General features: G+C 68.9%; 16 protein-coding genes. 4 read left to right on the top strand and 12 right to left on the bottom strand.

Features of this window, described 5'->3' with window-relative positions:
• Nucleotides 1-114: 114 nt before the first annotated feature.
• Nucleotides 115-1,413 (bottom strand): acyl-CoA dehydrogenase family protein, encoded by a 1,299-nt coding sequence (locus AvAM_RS04700; protein ID WP_137746003.1) that lies wholly within the window; start codon nt 1,411-1,413, stop codon nt 115-117.
• A 187-nt stretch (nt 1,414-1,600) separates the two neighbouring features.
• Here AvAM_RS04700 and AvAM_RS04695 point away from each other — a divergent pair, with 187 nt between their 5' ends.
• Nucleotides 1,601-2,332 carry an SOS response-associated peptidase gene (locus AvAM_RS04695; protein ID WP_137746002.1) on the top strand — a complete coding sequence of 244 codons (732 nt, stop codon included), beginning with the start codon at nt 1,601-1,603 and terminating at the stop codon, nt 2,330-2,332.
• 31 nt (nt 2,333-2,363) lie between these two features.
• On the opposite strand, the gene AvAM_RS04690 is transcribed toward AvAM_RS04695, so the two are convergent.
• The 9 genes from AvAM_RS04690 to AvAM_RS04650 all read right to left on the bottom strand — a co-directional run bounded on the left by AvAM_RS04690 (nt 2,364) and on the right by AvAM_RS04650 (nt 11,482).
• The gene (locus AvAM_RS04690) at nt 2,364-3,623 is read right to left on the bottom strand and encodes a branched-chain amino acid ABC transporter substrate-binding protein (protein WP_137746001.1); all 1,260 of its coding nucleotides are present in this window, start codon (nt 3,621-3,623) and stop codon (nt 2,364-2,366) included.
• Nucleotides 3,624-3,696: 73 nt separating this feature from the next.
• Nucleotides 3,697-5,337 carry a long-chain-fatty-acid--CoA ligase gene (locus AvAM_RS04685; RefSeq protein WP_137746000.1) on the bottom strand — a complete coding sequence of 547 codons (1,641 nt, stop codon included), beginning with the start codon at nt 5,335-5,337 and terminating at the stop codon, nt 3,697-3,699.
• Nucleotides 5,338-5,501: 164 nt separating this feature from the next.
• Nucleotides 5,502-6,989, bottom strand: coding sequence for a 4-hydroxy-3-polyprenylbenzoate decarboxylase (gene ubiD / locus AvAM_RS04680; protein ID WP_137745999.1), 1,488 nt, complete (start codon nt 6,987-6,989; stop codon nt 5,502-5,504).
• A 78-nt stretch (nt 6,990-7,067) separates the two neighbouring features.
• Nucleotides 7,068-7,652: a UbiX family flavin prenyltransferase gene (locus tag AvAM_RS04675; RefSeq protein WP_137745998.1), complete on the bottom strand. Its 585-nt coding sequence runs from the start codon at nt 7,650-7,652 to the stop codon at nt 7,068-7,070.
• Nucleotides 7,645-8,052: a putative zinc-binding protein gene (locus AvAM_RS04670; protein ID WP_137745997.1), complete on the bottom strand. Its 408-nt coding sequence runs from the start codon at nt 8,050-8,052 to the stop codon at nt 7,645-7,647. The genes AvAM_RS04675 and AvAM_RS04670 overlap by 8 nt, the downstream gene beginning before the upstream one ends.
• Nucleotides 8,049-8,606: an SCP2 domain-containing protein gene (locus AvAM_RS04665; RefSeq protein ID WP_137745996.1), complete on the bottom strand. Its 558-nt coding sequence runs from the start codon at nt 8,604-8,606 to the stop codon at nt 8,049-8,051. The genes AvAM_RS04670 and AvAM_RS04665 overlap by 4 nt, the downstream gene beginning before the upstream one ends.
• Nucleotides 8,607-8,650: 44 nt before the next feature.
• Nucleotides 8,651-9,271: a hemolysin III family protein gene (locus tag AvAM_RS04660; protein ID WP_137745995.1), complete on the bottom strand. Its 621-nt coding sequence runs from the start codon at nt 9,269-9,271 to the stop codon at nt 8,651-8,653.
• A 2-nt stretch (nt 9,272-9,273) separates the two neighbouring features.
• The gene (locus tag AvAM_RS04655) at nt 9,274-10,233 is read right to left on the bottom strand and encodes a U32 family peptidase (RefSeq protein ID WP_137745994.1); all 960 of its coding nucleotides are present in this window, start codon (nt 10,231-10,233) and stop codon (nt 9,274-9,276) included.
• Nucleotides 10,234-10,426: 193 nt separating this feature from the next.
• Nucleotides 10,427-11,482: a peptidase U32 family protein gene (locus AvAM_RS04650; RefSeq protein WP_137745993.1), complete on the bottom strand. Its 1,056-nt coding sequence runs from the start codon at nt 11,480-11,482 to the stop codon at nt 10,427-10,429.
• A gap of 166 nt (nt 11,483-11,648) precedes the next feature.
• On the opposite strand from AvAM_RS04650, the gene AvAM_RS04645 reads away from it, so the two are divergent.
• On the top strand, nt 11,649-12,833 hold the full coding sequence (locus AvAM_RS04645; protein ID WP_137745992.1) for an MFS transporter: 1,185 nt from the start codon (nt 11,649-11,651) through the stop codon (nt 12,831-12,833).
• Here AvAM_RS04645 and AvAM_RS04640 read toward each other — a convergent pair.
• Nucleotides 12,817-13,734 carry a LysR substrate-binding domain-containing protein gene (locus AvAM_RS04640; RefSeq protein ID WP_137745991.1) on the bottom strand — a complete coding sequence of 306 codons (918 nt, stop codon included), beginning with the start codon at nt 13,732-13,734 and terminating at the stop codon, nt 12,817-12,819. The two genes, AvAM_RS04645 and AvAM_RS04640, sit on opposite strands and share 17 nt — an antisense overlap.
• 162 nt (nt 13,735-13,896) lie before the next feature.
• Between AvAM_RS04640 and AvAM_RS04635 the strand changes: the two genes are divergently transcribed.
• The gene (locus AvAM_RS04635) at nt 13,897-15,264 is read left to right on the top strand and encodes a M20/M25/M40 family metallo-hydrolase (protein WP_137745990.1); all 1,368 of its coding nucleotides are present in this window, start codon (nt 13,897-13,899) and stop codon (nt 15,262-15,264) included.
• 300 nt (nt 15,265-15,564) lie between these two features.
• Nucleotides 15,565-16,044: a YidB family protein gene (locus AvAM_RS04630; RefSeq protein WP_137745989.1), complete on the top strand. Its 480-nt coding sequence runs from the start codon at nt 15,565-15,567 to the stop codon at nt 16,042-16,044.
• Between the two features lie 58 nt (nt 16,045-16,102).
• Here the strand turns inward: AvAM_RS04630 and AvAM_RS04625 are convergent, their stop codons facing one another.
• Nucleotides 16,103-16,972, bottom strand: coding sequence for an alpha/beta hydrolase (locus AvAM_RS04625; protein ID WP_137745988.1), 870 nt, complete (start codon nt 16,970-16,972; stop codon nt 16,103-16,105).
• Nucleotides 16,973-16,984 lie beyond the last annotated feature (12 nt).

Raw genomic sequence — 16,984 nt, 5'->3', positions numbered from 1 at the left:
TCCGGATGGGAGCAAGGTGGCCAGTATCTCCAAGCCGCCCCGCACTGCCAAGTGGGGCGTGGGACGGGGCGACCTTGTCCGCCTGCGCAGTGCCCACTGCTCGCACGGGGCCCGTCACGCGCTCAGGTGCGGCGGCGCGCGCAGCTGCTCGGGCGTGGTGAACCAGGCGGCCGATTCGCCCAGCCCTGCGCGCGCCTGCGCCAGCTCATGCCGCGCCACGGTGCGCAGGTGCACCTCGTCGGGCCCGTCCATCAGCCGCAGCGCGCGGCCCCAGGTCCAGAAGGCCGCCAGCGGCGTGTCGGGCGACAGGCCCATGGCGCCGAAGACCTGCATGGCGCGGTCCACCACCCGCTGCTGCAGGCGCGCGGCCACCACCTTGATGGCGGCGACCTGGGCACGCACGGCGCGCGCGTCAGCCGCATCGCCCTGGTCCAGCAGCCACGCAGCGTGCAGCACCAGCAGGCGCGCCTGGTCGATCTCGATGCGCGACTCGGCCAGCCATTCCTGCACATTGGCCTGCTCGGCCAGCGGCTTGCCAAAGGCCGTGCGCTCCAGCGCGCGTTCGGTGGCCAGGGAGAGCGCCAGTTCGCACTGGCCGATGGTGCGCATGCAGTGGTGCACGCGGCCGGGCCCCAGGCGCGCCTGCGCCATCGCAAACCCCGCGCCCCAGTCGCCCAGCAGGTGGTCGGCAGGCACGCGCACGCTGCGCAGCAGAATCTCGCAATGCCCCTCGGGCGCGTGGTGGTGCAGCACGCTGATGTTGCGCACGATCCGCACGCCCGGCGTGTCCACCGGCACCAGCACCATGCTGTGGCGGTGGTGGCTGCCGGTCTGGTCGGCGTCTTCGGCATCCGCGTCGCGGCACAGCACGATGAGCAGCTGGCAGTGCGGATGCGCCGCGCCGGTGATGAACCACTTGCGGCCGCTGAGCACCAGGCCATCGCCTTCGCGCCGCACTGTGGTCTGCAAGTTGGTGGGGTCGGACGAGGCCACATCGGGCTCGCTCATCGCAAAGGCCGAGCGCAGCTGTCCGTGCAGCAACGGCACCAGCCAGCGGGTGCGCTGGGCGGGTGTGGCAAAGCGGTGCAGCAGCTCGATGTTGCCGGTGTCTGGCGCCTGGCAGTTGAACACCTCGGCCGCCCAGGGCAGGCGACCCATGGCCTCGGCCAGCGGCGCGTAGTCAAGGTTGTTCAGGCGCGTGCCCGGCTCGTCCTCGCGCAGCGTGGGCAAGAAGAGGTTCCACAAACCCTCCTCACGCGCCAGCGCCTTGAGGTCTTCGACAAACGGCGGCGGGTAGTCGCCCGCAGCCACGGCCGCGTGCCAGGCGGCGTTGTAAGGCAGCAGGTAGCGGTCCATGAACGCGGTCAGGCGTTCATGCAGTTCACGGGCCAGGGGCGAAGGTGCAAAGTCCATGCGGCCATTGTCAAAACCGCGCCCGCCCCCGTCACAACGCAGGCGACAAGCGGCTTGACGCACATCAGGGCCGTAGCAGTGCGGGGAGGTCGATAACTACATTTTTCATAGCTAAAAACCTTTACTGGATGCGCGGAAACGCCGATTTTTATTCACAAACCCAGCCGCCAACCGCTACCATCGCCCCATGGCCACCCACTACGAAACCCTGCACCCCGCCGACCGCTACCAAGAGGCCTTTGCGGTGGAGCCGCCCCCCACCCCACTGGAACGCCACCTCCGCCCGCGCAAGCCCGGGGCCTGCATCGTGCCCGCCACCAGCGCTGCCGCCCTGGGTGCGACGCCGCCCGGGCCAGCGGACGATGCGAGCAGCGCCCCGGCAACGCGCCTGCTGGTGCCCGCGCAATGGGGCCTGGTGCCACACTGGGTCAAGTCCGCATCCGACGCCAAGCTGCGCGCGCCCAAGCTGACCCACGCCAAGGCCGACCTGGCCTCCACCGGCACCGCGTTCCGCGATGCGTGGCTGAACGGCCAGCGCTGCATCGTGCCCATGGCAGCCTTTTTTGAAGACGACTGGCGCACCGGCAAGGCCGTGCCCACCCGCATCGCCCGCGTGGACGGCAAACCCCTGGGCGTGGCGGGCCTGTGGGCGCGCTGGCAGGGCGCCGACGGCGAGGTGATCGTGAGCTACTGCCTGCTCACGGTGAACGCCAACAACCACGCGCTGCTGCACCGCTACGGCCCACCGGGCAGCGAGAAGAACATGCCCACCATCCTGAACGAGGGCGCCTACGACGCCTGGCTGTCCGCACGCCCCGACAAGGCCAAGGAGTTTCTGCGCCAGTACGCCGCGCAGTCGCTGCTGGCCAACCCGGTGGAGAAGAAGGCGGACAAGGTGCCCAAGGGGTGGCTGGACTGAAGGCAGTCCCCGCCACCCGCCATGCGTCCGCTCAGGACGGCCGCTTCATCTGGCAGGACGTGGGCTGGGCGCTGATGTAGTTGTCCCAGGCCACTTCAGAGCGGAAGCCATAGCCGGTCTTCTCGGCGTCGTACTTCACACCCTTGCTGCCCTGCTTGGCCCAGATGCCCAGGTACAGCGGCGCTTCGAGCTGGTGGTCGGTCTTGCGCATGCGCACCTCGCCCATGGGGCTCTTGTAGGTCATGTTTTCCAACGCGAAGGCCACCTTCTTGGGGTCGGTGGACTGGGCCTTGCGCATGGCATCGCGCAGCATGTGCATGCTGTTCCAGTGGGCCGCAAACACAAAGTCGTCGCCCGTCTTCTTCTTGTAGTCCACGTAGATCTTTTCCAGCTCGGGGGTGGGCGCGTTGTGCACCCAGTTCCAGATCACACCGACCTTGCCCTCGCCCCAGGGCCCGATCTGCGCAGGCGTGCCGGGGTTGTTGGCGTTGAGCGTGAAGTAGTTGATGTTCAGGCCGTAGTCGCGCGAGGACTTGAACAGCAGCGTGAGGTCGCTGCCCCAGTTGGAGGTGATGACCGTGTCGGCCTTGGCGGCCGCGATCTTGGCCACGTACGAAGCGAAGTCGCGCGTCTGCGCGATGGGGATGAAGTCATCGCCCACGATCTCGATGTCAGGCCGCTTGCGGGCCAGGTATTCCTTGGCGGCCTTGGAGACCTGGCGGCCATGGGTGTAGTCCTGGTTGAGCAGGTACACGCGCTTCACGTCCTTGCGGCCTTGCAGGTAGGTGGTCAGCGCCTCCATCTTCATCTCGCTCGATGGATAGAAGCGGAAGTGCCAGAAGCTGCAGCGGTCGTTGGTGAGCTGCGGGTCCATGGCGGCGTAGTTCAGGTACACGGTCGCGCGCTCGGGGTCGCGCTCGGCGAGCTTGTTGAGCGCATCCACCAGCGCCAGCGCCACGCCCGAGCCGCCGCCCTGGGTGATGTAGCGCACGCCCCGGTCGGTGGCGGCCTTCAGCGCGTTCAGGCTCTCCTGCGGCGTGCCCTTGTTGTCAAAGTCCATCACCTCGAACTTGGGCTCGTTAGGCCCGGCCTTGGCGTTGACCTGGGCCACCACCTCGCGCAGCTGGTTCAGCGAGCTTTGGCCGGTGAGCGCAAACGGGCCGGACAGCAGGTCGATGAAGCCGATCTTCACCGTCTCGGCCGCCCCGGCGTGCGTCGCCATCACCAGCGCTGCGGCGCATGCGCCGACCTTCAACCAATGGCGTGGCCATTTCCTGGGAACCATGTTCATGTGTGTCTCCGTGGGGTGGGTGAGTGCGAACAAAAGGAAAGCCAAAACCGAAAACCGTCAGCGCGCGGGGGTGTCATTCGCCACCGAACACCGCGCCATGGCGCTGCCGCAGCTCGTTCTTCTGGACCTTGCCGGTGCCGCCCAGCGGCAGGCTTTCGACAAACAGCACGTCGTCGGGCAGCCACCACTTGGCAACCCGCTCTGCGAGGAAGTCCAGGATCTGCGCCTTGTCCAGCGACTGGCCGGGCTTGCGCACGATGAAGAGCAGCGGGCGCTCGTCCCACTTGGGGTGCTTGACGCCGATGACCGCCGCCATGGCCACCGCCGGGTGCGCCACGGCGGCGTTCTCCAGGTCGATGGAGCTGATCCACTCGCCGCCCGACTTGATCACGTCCTTGGTGCGGTCGCGGATCTGCACCACGCCCTGCGGGTTGATGGTGGCGATGTCGCCCGTGTGGAACCAGCCATCCACCAGCGCCGAACGCTCGGCCTTGTGGTACCGGTCCACGATCCACTGGCCGCGCACCATCAGCTCGCCCTGCGCCACGCCGTCGCGCGGCAGGCTGGCGCCGTTTTCATCCACCAGCTTGAGCTCGATGCCGAACACCGATTTGCCCTGCTTGGCGACCAACGCGTGGCGGTCCTCGGGCGGCAGCTCGGCATCACCCGCGCCCAGCACGCTCATGGTGGCAATGGCCGTGGTCTCGGTCATGCCCCAGCCATGGCGCACCTCCACGTCGTACACGTCGTTGAACTTGGCGATCAGCGCCTTGGGCATGGCCGAGCCACCCACACCCGTGCGCCGCATGGTGCTAAAGCGCAACTGGTGCTGCTCCACATGCTGGATCAGGCCCATCCAGATGGTGGGCACACCCGCGCTGACGGTGACGCGCTCGGTCTCCATCAGCTCGTACAGGCTGGCCGCATCCAGGCGCGGGCCGGGCAACACCAGCTTGGCGCCGCCGATCAGCGCCGCATAGGGCAGGCACCAGGCGTTGATGTGGAACATGGGCACCACGGGCAGGATGGTCTCCCGCGCGCTGATGCTGAGCACACCCGGCATGCAGGCCGACAGGGCGCTGAGCACGAGCGCCCGGTGCGAATACAGCACGCCCTTGGGGTTGCCGGTGGTGCCCGACGTGTAGCACAGCGCCGCGCCGGCCTTTTCATCGGACACGGGCCACGTGAAGCGGTCGTTCTGGCTGGCTACCAGCGTCTCGTACGCCTCGACCCCACTGACGCTTTGCAGGTCGATGGAGCCCAGCGTGTCGGCATCACACAGCGCCACCCAGTGCCGCACGCGGGGGCACGACGCCGCAATGGCGCGCACCAGCGGCGCGAAGGTGGTGTCGAACAACACCACCTCGTCGTCGGCGTGGTTGACGATGTAGGCCAGCTGCTCGGGGTGCAGGCGCGGGTTGCAGGTGTGCATGACCATGCCGCTGCCCGACACGGCGTAGTACGCCTCCAGGTGGCGGTGGTTGTTCCAGGCCAGCGACCCCACCACGCTGCCGGGGCGCAGGCCCAGTGCCTGCAGCGCATTGGCGAGCTGCCGGGCGCGCTGGGCCATGTCGGCAAAGCGGTAGCGGTGCAGGCGGCCATCGGTGTCGCGCGAAACGATCTGCTGATCGCCGTACTGGTTCTCGCCATGCTCAAGGATGGCCGAAACCAGTAAGGGCCGATCCATCATGCTGCCGGGCTGGTGCTGCTGCATTGCCGTTGTCTCCTAGGGATGTGCGCCTTGCTGCATCGCGGCATCCATAGGGTGCCGGTGCAGAGCCCTCTTTACCGGGGCGGGCACATCGTCGCAAACAACGCGGGGCGGGCTTGTCTTCTACGCGACTGGGGAGCGCAGCACCGCCGTGGTGCATGGAAGTTTCACAGGCCCAGCGCGGCGAAAAGCCCGTCCATGCGCGCTTGCACGGCAGCGTCCATGGCCATGGGCCGCCCCCACTCGCGCTGCGTCTCCCCCGGCCATTTGTTCGTGGCGTCCATCCCCATCTTGCTGCCCAGGCCGCTCACGGGTGAGGCGAAGTCCAGGTAGTCGATGGGAGTGTGCTCCACCAGCAGGGTGTCGCGGGCCGGGTCCATGCGGGTGGTGATGGCCCAGATCACGTCCTTCCAGTCGCGCACATCCACATCGGCATCCACCACCACGATGAACTTGGTGTACATAAACTGGCGCAGGTGGCTCCACACGCCCATCATCACGCGCCGGGCGTGGCCTGCGTAGGCCTTGCGGATGCTGACCACCGCTAGCCGATAGCTGCAGCCTTCGGGCGGGAGGTAGAAATCCACGATCTCGGGGAACTGCTTTTGCAAGAGCGGGATGAACAGCTCGTTCATCGCCAGGCCCAGCACGGCGGGCTCGTCGGGTGGCTTGCCGGTGTAGGTGCTGTGATAAATCGCGTCCTGGCGCATCGTGATGCGGTCCACGGTGAGCACGGGGAACTCGGCGCATTCGTTGTAGTAGCCGGTGTGGTCACCGTACGGCCCTTCCAGTGCGTGCTGCCAGCCGCTTTTGTGGTGCGCATCGGGCTGGATATGGCCTTCGAGCACGATCTCGGCCGTCGCAGGCACATGCAGGGGCACGCCGAGCGCGGGCGTGACCTCGGTGCGGGCTCCGCGCAGCAGGCCAGCGAACTGGTATTCGCTTAAAGAATCGGGCACGGGCGTGACGGCGCCCAGCAGCGTGGCGGGGTCGGCGCCCAGGGCCACGGCCACCGGGTAGGGCTGGCCGGGGTGGGCGGCGCAGTGGTCGGCAAAGTCCAGCGCGCCGCCGCGGTGCGCCAGCCAGCGCACGATGACCTGGTTGCGCGAGAGCACCTGCTGGCGGTAGATGCCCAGGTTCTGCCGGGCCTTGCGCGGGCCGCGCGTGATGGTCAGGCCCCAGGTGATGAGCGGGGCCACGTCGCCGGGCCAGCAGTGCTGCACGGGCAGGCGTGCCAGGTCTACGTCGGGGCCTTCCCACACCTCTTGCTGGCAGGGCGCACCGCGCGCCACGGTGTGCGGCGCCATGTTCCACAGGGTCTTGAGCAGCTGGCCCATGCCCAGCATGTCCTTGAAGCCCTTGGGCGCCTCGGGCTCCTTGAGGGTGGCCAGCAGCTCGCCCAAAGTGCGCACGCCGCGCAGGTCCGGCACACCCATGGCGCGGGCCACGCGGGCGGGTGTGCCGAACAGGTTGGTGAGCACCGGCATGTGGTGGCCCGTGGGCTGCTCGAACAGCAACGCTGGCCCTCCGGCGCGCAGCACGCGGTCGCTGAGTGCGGTCATCTCCAGGTGGGGCGAGACGCTTCCGCCCACACGGCGCAGGTCGCTGGTGGCTTCGAGCTGGGCCATGAAGTCGCGCAGGTCGCGGTAGGCCATATTAGTTATCAGAACATGAACAAAAAAGGCCGTTTGCGCGCGTCCATCATGCGCAAAAAGCTATTAATACAATAGCAATCAATCCAATCCCTGCCAGCGAGGCATCAGGCTGTGCTCCACGCCGATCAGGTCCAGCACACGTGCCACGCTGGTGTCCACCACCTCGCCCACGGTCTGCGGGCGCAGGTAGAAGGCGGGCAGCGGCGGGCAGACGATGCCGCCCATCTCGGTCACGGCCACCATGTTGCGCAGGTGGGTGAGGTGCAGCGGCGACTCGCGCACCATCAGCACCAGGCGGCGGCGCTCCTTGAGCGCCACGTCGGCTGCGCGCGTGAGCAGGTTGTCGGCCAGGCCATGCGCAATGGCGGCCAGCGTGCGCATGGAGCAGGGCGCGACCACCATGGCATGGCACTGGAACGAGCCGCTGGCAATGGCTGCCCCCACGTTGGCGACGTCGTGCACGCGGTGCGCCAGGGCCTCCACGGCGGGGCGGTCCATGTCCAGCTCGTGCTGCAGGTTGCGCCAGCCTGCGTCAGAGACGACCAGGTGGGTCTCGATGCCGTTCTGCCCCTGCAGCACCTGCAGCAGGCGCGCGCCGTACACGGCGCCGCTGGCGCCCGAGATGGCGACGATGACGCGGCGAAGGGAGGCGGACTCAGCCATGGGGCACCCCTTCAGCAGCCGAGGCACGCAGCGGCTCGGCCAGCTGGTCGGCCTCGACCTGCTCCAGCACCAGCGCGGCCTGCAGGGGGTCGAAGTCTTCGTGCGCGCGTTTTTTCACGCCGTATTGCTGCAGCTGGTAATGCCGGTCGGCCGCAATGCCGTGGCGCGCGAGGGTGCTTTTGACGCAGACCAGCGGGCAGCCGTCGAGCGCGATGATGGGGCGGCCCGAGCGCACGGTCTTCATGAGGTGCGGCACATCGCCGCCCACCCCGGCGATGCACGACATCTCGGCCACGCCGCGCCGGTCGAGCTGCAGCGCCACGTGGTTGGCCAGCTGCGCGGCGCTGGAGCAGCCGGAGCAGGAATACACCAGGGGATGGTCGGGGTGCGCGCCGCTCATGGCCGCACCCTCCGGCCCACACGGCGGGCCAGTGCGCCCAGCACTGCGTGCGGGGCCAGCCTGCGCAGCGCGCCGCCGGGTTGCAGCCACTGGCGCGGGTCGAGCACGGGGGTGTCGAGCGCGTCCAGCGCGTTCTTCACAGCCAGGCCCAGCTCGGTGTCGCCCTCCATGGCCAGGCGGCGGCAGAAGAACAGGGTGTCGGGGTCCTGCTTGCGCTGGGCCAGCCACAGGAAGTCCTGTGCGCTGGCGCGCAGCGTGAGGTCGGGCTCCGTTGCGCTCGCATGCAGGGGCGCGAAGCGCTGCCCGTCCCAGCCAAAGTCCAGCGCCACGCGCGCATCGCGCACGGCCATGCGCAGGCGCCGCCCGCGCAGCAGGGCCAGCACATCGGCAGGCAGGTGCGGGGCCAGCACCAGGTTGAGCCCCACGGCCAGCGCGGCCGCGCCCGGCCAGGCGGGCAGGCGCGACAGCACGGCGCCCACGGGCGCGGGCAGGGTGAAGGGCTGCGCGGTGGGCACAGCCGACGGGGCAGCGGAAAAGGGGCTCTCTGCAGTCATGGGGAGAAGTTCTGGGGGGTGGGTGGTGCGTGGGCAGGAGTGGCTCAGGCGACGTAGACCAGCACGGTGGTGAAGTGGCAGGCACTGCCCGCCAGCACAAACAAATGCCACAGCCCGTGGCCATGGGGAATGCGGTGGTCGGCCGCGTAGAAGACCACGCCCAGCGTGTACACCGCGCCACCGGCGGCCAGCCAGGCAAAACCGGCGGGCGAGAGCGCGCGCCACAGCGGCACCACGGCCACCAGTGCCAGCCAGCCCATGGCCACGTACAGCACCAGCGACAGGATGCGGGCGCCACGCGCGAGCCAGATCTCCTGCACCACGCCCAGCGCCGCGAGCCCCCACACCACGCCCAGCAACGACCAGCCCCAGGCGCCGCGCAGCGACACCAGCGCAAACGGCGTGTAGCTGCCCGCGATCAGCAGGTAGATGCTGCAGTGGTCGAGCTTTTGCAGCACGGCCTTGGGTTTGCGCGCACGCACGCTGTGGTACGCGGTGGAGGCGGCGTACAGCAGCACCAGCATGGCGCCGTAGATGCTGAAGCTCACGATCTTCCAGGGGTCGCCCAGGCGCGTGGCCAGCACCACCAGCACGGCGGTGCCGGTGGCGGCCAGGGCTGCGCCCACCAGGTGGGTGAGGCTGTTGAGACGTTCGCCGGGGTACATGGCTAACCAGCGGCAGCCTTGCCAGCCGAGGGTGTGGCCTGCGCCGTGCGCGCGGGCCCCACGCGCCCCTGCTCCAGCCCGGGGCGGCCCTCCCAGAAGCCGTTGCAGGGGGCATCGGGCAGCAGCGGCTCGGCCTGCTGGGCGCAGCGCGCGGCCAGGGCGGCGTTGGTGGCGTCGCAGCGGGCGGCGTCGAACAGCGCCACCACCTCGGGCATGTGCCGGGCCTGGGGCGACAGGCGCACCAGGTCCACGCCCAACGCAGCCATCTGCGGCAGCGCGTGCAGCAGCTGGTACACGCGGGCTGATTGCGTCTGGATGCCGTTGAGCACCAGAAAACCCTCGCCATCGCGCGTGCGCAGCGGCAGGCCGTCGGGGTGGCTCTGGCAGACAAAGCCGCAGTCGTCCTTGGGCCGGTTGGCGTGGCGCGCAGTGAAGCAGCGGGCCGAATAGGCCAGCGGCAGCCGCCCATGCGCAAACACCTCCGTCTGCAACCCGGCGGGCCGCGCGGCCTGGATGCGCGCGAGGTCGGCCTGGGGCATCTCCACCGGCATCACCCAGCGGGTGGCGCCCAGCTGCGCGATCCAGCCCACGGCGCGCGGGTGGTACAGGTTCAGGTGGGGCCCGGCCACAAAACGCTGCCCGGCCTGGTGCAGGCAGTGCACGGCGCCCATGTCGTTGGCCTCCACCTCAAACCCGGGCCCGTTGGCCACGAGCTTGTGCATGGTGCCCACATCGGCCGTGGATTCGAGCAGCACCTGGGTGGACAGCACCACCTGCTTGCCTGCAGCACGCAGCATCTCGCCCAGCGCCAGCCAGTCGGCCAGGCGCAGTTCGTGGCGGCGCGAGCACACGGTCTCGCCCAGGTACACCACATCGAGCGGCGTTCCCGCCAGGGTCTCGTAGAAGTCAAACACCTGGCTGCGTGGCCAGTAGTACTGCAGGGGGCCCAAAGAGATTTTCATGGGAGCGGTCTCCGGGGTTTTCATCGGGTTGTTTCGGTTTCAAAGAGGCACACCCGCCTGCAATCCAGCGTGGGCCAGGCCAGCGACCGCCGCGCAAGGGCCGCCCCGCCGCGCTGGCGGTGTCTCCCTTCCCGCATCGCGCTAGCGAGGCGAGAGAAGGGGGAAGGCGCGCAGCGCCTCAGGGGGTTGTTCCTCATTTCCACGGGCGGTGGTAGGCGCCCAGCGTGTGCTGCTGGCCCTCGGCCACCTGGTCGAGCTGGGCCATCCAGTGCGTGCGCGGGCGATAGCGCTGGGGCTGGGCCATGCAGTCGTCGATGGCAGCGCGCCACACCTGCGTGACCTGGGCCACATAGGCGGGGCTGCGCTGGCGGCCTTCGATCTTGATGGCGCGCACGCCCATCTGCACCAGCTGGGGCAGCAGCTCCAGCGTGTTCAGGCTGGTGGGCTCTTCCAGCGCGTAGTAGCCCTGGTCGTCCTCCACGTCAAAGCGGCCCTTGCACAGCGTGGGGTAGCCTGCCTTTTCGCCGGGCGCAAAGCGGTCGATCAGCACGCCGCCCAGGCGCGACTCCATGCCGCCCTCTGTCTCCTGCCAGCGCACGGCCTTGGGGGGCGAGCACACGCCGTGGGTGTTGGGCGATTCGCCCGTGGCGTACGACGACAGCGCGCAGCGCCCCTCCACCATCACGCACAGGCTGCCAAAGCCGAAGACCTCGATCTCGACCTCGGTGCGCTCGATCACCTGGCGCACCTGCGGCAGCGAGAGCACGCGCGGCAGCACGGCCCGCACGATGCCGAACTGCGCGCGGTAGAAGTTGATGGCGTCGTGGTTGGTGGCCGAGCCCTGCACCGACAGGTGCAGCCGCAGCCGGGGGTGGTGCTGCACCGCGTGCTGCATGAGGCCGGGGTCGGCCAGGATCACGGCGTCCACGCCCAGATCCACCGCATGGTCCAGCGCGCTCAGCCAGGGCGCCTCGCGCCCGGCCTGCGGGTAGGTGTTGAGCGCCATGAACACCTTGGCGCCGCGCGCGTGGGCGTAGGCAATGCCCTGCGCAATGGCGGCGGCGTCGAAGTTGAGCCCCGCAAAGTTGCGCGCGTTGGTGGCGTCGCGCAGGCCCAGGTAGACGCAGCTGGCGCCATGGTCCACGGCGGCCTTGAGGGCGGGCAGGCTGCCTGCGGGGCAGACCAGCTCGGGCGCCGCCAGCGGGGCTGCCGGGGCAGCAGCAGAAGAAGATACGGTCACGGAATCCATCGCGGTCCATCGTCCAAACAGGCCCGCACGGTACGGCGGCCGGGGGGCGCGTCCGCTGATCCCGATCAAAGCGGGCGCACAATGGCAGAGTTTTTTTGTCGGAATTGACCCAGATCCGGTCTCCGGCTTGACCCATTTCAAGTGCGCCTTGACGCACCTCCAGCCCATGAACCGCAACCTTTGGCTGCTGGCCCTGTGCCAGGGCCTGTTCCTCACCAACAACGTCGTTTTTATTGCCATCAACGGCCTGGTGGGCCTGCAGCTGGCCCCGTTTGGCTGGATGGCCACGCTGCCCGTGATGGGCTATGTGGTGGGCGGGGCACTGTCCACGCCGCTGGTGGCGCACAGCCAGGCACGGTGGGGGCGCAAGGTGTCGTTCCAGATCGGACTGGCCGTGGCCGTGGTGTCGGCAGCGCTGTGTGCCTGGGCAGCGTTCAGCGCCAGCTTCTGGCTGCTGTGCACGGCCACGGTGGTGGCGGGCTACTACAGCGCCAATGGCGGGCTGTACCGCTTTGCTGCGGCCGAACTGGCCACGCCAGACTACCGGGAAAAGGCCGTATCGCTGGTGCTGGCCGGTGGCCTGCTGGGCGCCGTGGCGGGCCCCAACCTGGCCAGCGCTACGCGCACGCTGTTCCCGGTGCCGTTTGCGGGCGCCTACATCGCGCTGATTGGCGTGGCGCTGTTGTCCATGCTGTGCATGTCGGCCATCCGCTTCGAGGTGCAACCCGTGGTGCTCAATGCTGCGGGCCAGCGCGAGCAGGGGCGCCCGCTCAAAGTCCTGATGCGCCAACCTGCCTTCATCGTGGCCATTGTGGGCGCCGCGCTGGGCTATGGCGTGATGAACCTGCTGATGGCTGCCACGCCGCTTGCCATGCAGGTGTGCGGGTTTGACTTTGACGCCTCGGCGCTGGTGCTGGAATGGCATGTGATCGGCATGTTTGCGCCCGGCTTTGTCACCGGCCACCTCATCAAGCGCTTTGGCGTGTTGCCCATCATGGGCGTGGGTGTGCTGCTGAACTTTGCCTGTGTGGCCGTGGCGCTGATGGGCCTGGAGCTGCACCACTTCGGCATTGCGCTGTTCTTCCTCGGCGTGGGCTGGAACTTCCTGTTCACAGGCTCCACCACGCTGGCGATGACGGCCTACCGCCCGGAAGAGAAGGACCGCGCCCAGGCAGCCATCAACTTCTGCGTGTACGCCACGCTGGCGCTGAGTGCGTTTTCGTCGGGCGTGCTGGTCACCACCCAGGGCTGGACGCTGCTCAACGCGGGCTCGCTGCTGCCCATCACCCTCACCGGGCTGGCACTGCTGTGGCTGGCGCTGCAGCGCCGCCGCCCTACAGCGGCGGTGTAAGGCCCCCGTCCCCGGCCGCCACCTCGGCCTGCAGCCACTGCGTGAAGGCAGCCACGGTGGGGTCGGGTTCGCGTGCGGGTGGCATGAACAGGCTGTAGCCCCGGGCGCCCGTGTCGGCATGCGGGTGGGCCAGGGCCAGCGTGCCCGCGTCCAGTTCGCGCTGCACAAAATACTGCGGCACCAGGCCCACGCCCAGGTCGGCGCGCACGGCCTCCACCAGCATCGAGAACAGGTCGAACCGATGGCCCCCCAGCCGGTGCTCGGGCACACGCGTAATGCCCGCGCCCGCAAACCAGTCGTCCCACACGCCCAGGCGCGAGCTGAGCTGCAGCAGCGGCACGGCGCGGAAGTCGCCACGCGCCATGGCCCGCCGGTGGCGCGCGCCGGGCGCACACACGGCCACCACCACCTCGCGCATCAGCGGCGTGGCCTGGGCGCCGGGCCAGCTCGCATCGTCGTACTGCACGGCCAGGTCAAACGGCACCTCGGACATGTAGGTCTGCGTAGGAAACACCTGCAGGTGCAGGCTGCAATGCCGGTGCCGGGCCAGGAAGGCGGGCAGGCGCGGCAGCAGCCAGCGCTCGGCAAACACGGGCACACAGCCCACCAGCAGGCGCGTGCCATCGGGCCGCTGGGCCATGGCTTCGAGCGTGTGGTTCTGCAGCCGCAGCAGGTCACCCACCACCTGACCGTGGTAGCGCCGCCCGGCGGGCGTGAGGCGCGAGCCACGTGCGCTGCGCTCGAACAGCAACACGCCCAGCTGGGCCTCCAGGTGGCGGATCTGCTGGCTGACGGCGCTGTGCGTGATGCACAGCTCTTCGGCCGCCTGGCTCACGCTGTGGTGGCGGGCCACGGCCTCAAAGGCCAGGAGGGCGCGGGTGCTGGGAATGTGGCGGTGCATGGAAGGGGCAGGCAAAGCAAGGGGGTGTAAGAAAAACTGTCAGCCCGCCAAATTAAAGCAAAGCGGGCGCCGCGCACTCGCGCGACGATGCGGGGCATGCAAGCTCCGCGCCCACGGTGGGGAGCTGCGCCTTTTGTTGTTGCTTTGTTTTCCTTCCTCCTTATGACCTCCACCGCCTCCCGCCCACGCCGTCCCCACGCCACCCACGCGCTGTGCGCCATCGCCCTGGCTGCCGCCACCTGGACGGCGCCTGCCGCCGCACAAAGCGCCGTGGCCTCGGCACCCGAGCAGCTCAGCCCCGCCGTGGAGACAGCCTTCACGCGCCTGCTGGCCTCGCCCCGCATCACCCAGCTGATGGACGCGGTGCGCGCCGATCACACCCGCTCCATCGACGACCTGAAGATGCTCACCGAGATCGAGGCGCCACCCTTCAAGGAACAAAAGCGCGCCGAGGCCTTTCTGGCGCGGCTGCAGGCGCTGGGCCTGACGCACGCCGCCATCGACGCAGAAGGCAACGTGGTGGGCCTGCGCAAGGGCACGGGCAAGGGGCCCAAGCTGGTGATTTCGGCCCACCTGGACACGGTGTTCCCGGCGGGCACCGATGTGAAGGTGAAGGAGCAGGACGGCAAGCTGATGGCCCCCGGCATTTCGGACAACACCCGCAGCCTGGCCGTGCTGCTGTCGTGGCTCAAGGTGCTGAACGAGCAGAAGATCGAGACCGTGGGCGACCTGCTGTTTGTGGGCAATGTGGGCGAGGAAGAGCTGGGCAACCTGCGCGGCATGAAGCACCTGTTTGCCGAGCACCGCGACATCGACGGCATGGTGGCCCTGGAGCCCGCCGCCGACGGCAACGTGCTGGTGCTGGGCACGGGCAGCCACCGCTACGAGGTCACCTTCAAGGGCCCGGGCGGCCACAGCTATGCCGCGTTTGGCCGCGTGCCCAGCGCCATCCACGGCATGGGCCGCGCCATAGCCAAGATCGCCGACATCAAGACCCCCAGCTACCCCAAGACCACCTTCACCGTGGGCACGGTGGGCGGCGGCACTTCGGTGAACACGATTGCGCCCGATGCGCGCATGGCGGTGGACATCCGCTCGGACGCGATGGCGCCGCTGCTGGAGACCGAGAAGAAGATCCTCGCCGCCATCGAGGAGGCCGTGGCCGAGGAGAACCAGCGCTGGGGCGTGCAGTCGCTGAGCGTGTCGCACAAGCTGATTGGCGACCGCCCGGGCGGGCAGACTGCTTCGGACGCGCTCATCGTGCAGGCCGCTGTGCGCGCCAACCGTGCGCACGGCCGCAAGACCATCCTGGGCGGGGCCAGCACCGACGCCAACGTGCCCATGTCGCTGGGCATCCCGGCCATCGTGATGGGCGGCGGCGGCAAGACGGGCGGCTTCCATGCGCTGTCGGAGTGGATCGACCTGACCGATGCCTGGCAGGGCGCGCAGACCTCGTTGATCACCGTGCTGGGCCTGGTGGGTGTGAAGGGGGTGAGCGAGCCCCTGCTGGAAAAGCGCCGGGGAAAGTAGCCCCCTGAGCGGCTTCGCCGCTTCCCCCACAGGGGACGCCACCAGCGCGGCGGGGCGGCCCTTGCGCGGTGGCACTGGCCTATTGCCGCGCCAGTCATGGCGCGTGTGAGCGCGGCGACCGCTCATTGCTGCCCCACCCCCGAACCGTTCGGGCTGAGCCTGTCGAAGCCGGGGCACTGCGCAGGCAAAGCGCAGAACGAGGGAGCGCGGAATTCACCTTTGTTGACACAGGGCGCCCGCCCGACTGCGTAAGAACGTGTTTACGATCTCTCTTTTGTTTTTCTTGCGCAGGAGATCACCATGGGCTTGCTCGATTCCGTCTTGGGTGCCGTCATCAACAGCGCGTCGCAGGGCGGCGCACAGGCGTCGGCGGGTGGCGCGGGCGGTGGGCTGGGCGGCTTGATCAGCCTGGCTGCGCAGAACCCGCAGCTCATCCAGGCGGTGATGTCCCTGATCAGCAACGACGGCCCGGTGGGTGGCCTGCCCGGCCTGATGACCAAGTTCCAACAGGCCGGGCTGGGCAATGTGATTGCCTCGTGGCTCAGCGCCGGGCCCAACCAGGCGATCTCGGGCGATCAGTTGTCGCAGGTGCTGGGCAGCGGGCCGCTGTCACAGATCGCCACGCAGCTGGGCGTGGGCTCGGGCGCCGCCGCAGGGCAGCTGGCCCAGGTGCTGCCCGGCCTCATCGACCAGCTCAGCCCCCAGGGCCACGCACCGCAGGGCGGGTTTGGCAATGCCAGCGATCTGTTCGGGATGCTGGGCGGATTGCTTCAAAAATGATAGCTATCAGCGCATGATGGACGCGCGCAAACGGCTTTTTCTTCTCACATTCTGAGCACTACACCAGCGGGCAGCGCCGCACCAGCCACTGGCGCAGCAGGTCGAACACGGGCGCGGCCAGCTCGGGGCTTTCATTGAACAGCTCGTGGTACAGGGGCTCGAAGCAGTGCGACTGCACCAGGGCCTGGGGCGCGGCGGCGGCAAAGGCGCGGCTGCCTGCGGGGTTGACGAGCTTGTCGCTGCCCGCCCAGATCAGCAGCGTGGGCACGCTCCAGTGCGCTGCGCGGGCCACGGTGGCGGGGCCGCCGTCGGCAATGAAGCGGGCCAGGCGTGCGCTGATGCGGTCGTGGCACAGCGGGTCGGCCAGGTAGGCGGCAGGCACGGCCGGGTCGTGCGAGAGGTACTGCGCATCAAGCCCGTTGCCCACGCGCAGGTTGGGCGCAAAACGCGGCAGCGTGGCCAGCAGCAGCTTTTGCACGGAGTTCAGGCCCGGGTCCAGCGCGGGGGATGACAACACCAGCGCATCGATGGGCCGCAGGTGCATGGCCGCAAAACGCGCGGCCACCAGGCCGCCCATGCTGTGGCCCAGCAGCACCAGGGGCTGGCCTTGTGGCATGCGGGCGCGGGTGGCATCGACCAGGTCGGCCAGGTCGTCGAGCAAGCGCAGGTCACTGGTGAGCCCGCCACGCGGCCCGGAGGATTCGCCATGGCCGTAGTGGTCGTAGCCACGCACGGCAAAACCCCAGTCGTTCAGCCGGCGCGCCACAGGGTCGTAGCGGCCCACATGCTCGCCCAGGCCATGCACCAGCAGCACGGTGCCCCGACAGGGCTCGCACTCGGGCAGGGGCCAGTCCTGCATGGCCAGGTTCTCGCCGTCACTGGCGGTGAAGGTGGTGAGGGTCGAGGGGGTCAGTTCGTCGGCGTTCATGGGCAGCAGGGG

The sequence above is a fragment of the Acidovorax sp. NB1 genome (assembly GCF_005405905.1).
Classification (GTDB): domain Bacteria; phylum Pseudomonadota; class Gammaproteobacteria; order Burkholderiales; family Burkholderiaceae_C; genus Acidovorax.
This window is presented reverse-complemented; position numbering and strand designations above follow the sequence as displayed.

What these genes read in the sequence shown, in the direction of transcription:
- AvAM_RS04700 (WP_137746003.1), bottom strand. Translation starts at nt 1,413, where the DNA reads ATGGACTTTGCACCTTCGCCCCTGGCCCGTGAACTGCATGAACGCCTG.
- AvAM_RS04695 (WP_137746002.1), top strand. Translation starts at nt 1,601, where the DNA reads ATGGCCACCCACTACGAAACCCTGCACCCCGCCGACCGCTACCAAGAG.
- AvAM_RS04690 (WP_137746001.1), bottom strand. Translation starts at nt 3,623, where the DNA reads ATGAACATGGTTCCCAGGAAATGGCCACGCCATTGGTTGAAGGTCGGC.
- AvAM_RS04685 (WP_137746000.1), bottom strand. Translation starts at nt 5,337, where the DNA reads ATGCAGCAGCACCAGCCCGGCAGCATGATGGATCGGCCCTTACTGGTT.
- ubiD (WP_137745999.1), bottom strand. Translation starts at nt 6,989, where the DNA reads ATGGCCTACCGCGACCTGCGCGACTTCATGGCCCAGCTCGAAGCCACC.
- AvAM_RS04675 (WP_137745998.1), bottom strand. Translation starts at nt 7,652, where the DNA reads ATGGCTGAGTCCGCCTCCCTTCGCCGCGTCATCGTCGCCATCTCGGGC.
- AvAM_RS04670 (WP_137745997.1), bottom strand. Translation starts at nt 8,052, where the DNA reads ATGAGCGGCGCGCACCCCGACCATCCCCTGGTGTATTCCTGCTCCGGC.
- AvAM_RS04665 (WP_137745996.1), bottom strand. Translation starts at nt 8,606, where the DNA reads ATGACTGCAGAGAGCCCCTTTTCCGCTGCCCCGTCGGCTGTGCCCACC.
- AvAM_RS04660 (WP_137745995.1), bottom strand. Translation starts at nt 9,271, where the DNA reads ATGTACCCCGGCGAACGTCTCAACAGCCTCACCCACCTGGTGGGCGCA.
- AvAM_RS04655 (WP_137745994.1), bottom strand. Translation starts at nt 10,233, where the DNA reads ATGAAAATCTCTTTGGGCCCCCTGCAGTACTACTGGCCACGCAGCCAG.
- AvAM_RS04650 (WP_137745993.1), bottom strand. Translation starts at nt 11,482, where the DNA reads ATGGATTCCGTGACCGTATCTTCTTCTGCTGCTGCCCCGGCAGCCCCG.
- AvAM_RS04645 (WP_137745992.1), top strand. Translation starts at nt 11,649, where the DNA reads ATGAACCGCAACCTTTGGCTGCTGGCCCTGTGCCAGGGCCTGTTCCTC.
- AvAM_RS04640 (WP_137745991.1), bottom strand. Translation starts at nt 13,734, where the DNA reads ATGCACCGCCACATTCCCAGCACCCGCGCCCTCCTGGCCTTTGAGGCC.
- AvAM_RS04635 (WP_137745990.1), top strand. Translation starts at nt 13,897, where the DNA reads ATGACCTCCACCGCCTCCCGCCCACGCCGTCCCCACGCCACCCACGCG.
- AvAM_RS04630 (WP_137745989.1), top strand. Translation starts at nt 15,565, where the DNA reads ATGGGCTTGCTCGATTCCGTCTTGGGTGCCGTCATCAACAGCGCGTCG.
- AvAM_RS04625 (WP_137745988.1), bottom strand. Translation starts at nt 16,972, where the DNA reads ATGAACGCCGACGAACTGACCCCCTCGACCCTCACCACCTTCACCGCC.